This is a genomic window from Nocardioides sp. ChNu-99 (genome assembly GCF_029493445.1).
GTDB lineage: Bacteria > Actinomycetota > Actinomycetes > Propionibacteriales > Nocardioidaceae > Nocardioides.
Genome location: NZ_JAHWBL010000121.1, coordinates 1 through 741, shown reverse-complemented (window position 1 = coordinate 741; position 741 = coordinate 1). Strand labels below are relative to the sequence as shown.

At 80.8% G+C, this 741-nt stretch carries 1 protein-coding gene and 1 pseudogene; both read right to left on the bottom strand.

What is annotated here, in order from left to right; all coding sequences use genetic code 11:
• Nucleotides 1-500 (bottom strand): annotated as a pseudogene (locus KK617_RS18670) (primosome assembly protein PriA); the annotation flags it as partial.
• A gap of 10 nt (nucleotides 501-510) precedes the next feature.
• On the bottom strand, nucleotides 511-741 hold a 231-nt coding region (locus KK617_RS18665; RefSeq protein ID WP_277501683.1), incomplete at its 5' end, for a hypothetical protein.

Below are 741 nucleotides of genomic sequence, written 5' to 3'. Positions count from 1 at the left end.
GTGGCGGCGACGGGCGCCGCCTTCTCGGTCGTCGCGTGCCGGGGGGGCACGGCGAGGCGCAGCACGTCGGCGCGCGCGCCCGCGTAGCGCCGCGCCACCCGGGCCGACAGCTCGGCGACGTCGGCGTGGAGCACCGGCTCGGCGCTGACGACGCGGCGCAGCGGCTGCAGCCGGGGGTGGTCGGAGGCCGCGCGCCGGGCCACGACGAAGCCGTCGACGTCCTGCCCCGCGAACCGCACCTTGACCCGCACCCCGGGCCGCGCCGTGTCGGCCATCGCGGCCGGCACGAGGTAGTCGAACGGCCGGTCGAGGTGCGCGAGCGGAACGTCCACCAGGACCTCCGCGACGGGGTCGACCTCCGCGGGCTCGACCTCCTTCCGCCGCTTCGCGGTGGCGGCCGCGGTCTCGGCGCGGGCCTCGCGCACCGCCCCCCGCACGGCGCCCCGCAGCTCCGGCAGCAGCGAGGGCTGCTCGGGCTCGGGGGGCTCGGGCGTGGTCACGGGAGAAGGTCTACCGGGTCGCACCGACGCTCGGCGCCGGGGGGTCCCAGCGGCGCCGCCGGGCGCGCCGGGCGTCGCCCTGGGCGGTCGGGGTGAGACGACCGAGCACCGCGGAGCGGGCACGGGTGACCACGTCCGGCGCAGCCAGCCCGCGCCGCTCGACCGCGTCGAGGGCGCGCGCCAGGTCGCGGCCGACCCGCTCCTGGTCCGCGGCCGGGAGCGCCGCCGCCAGCGCGACCGG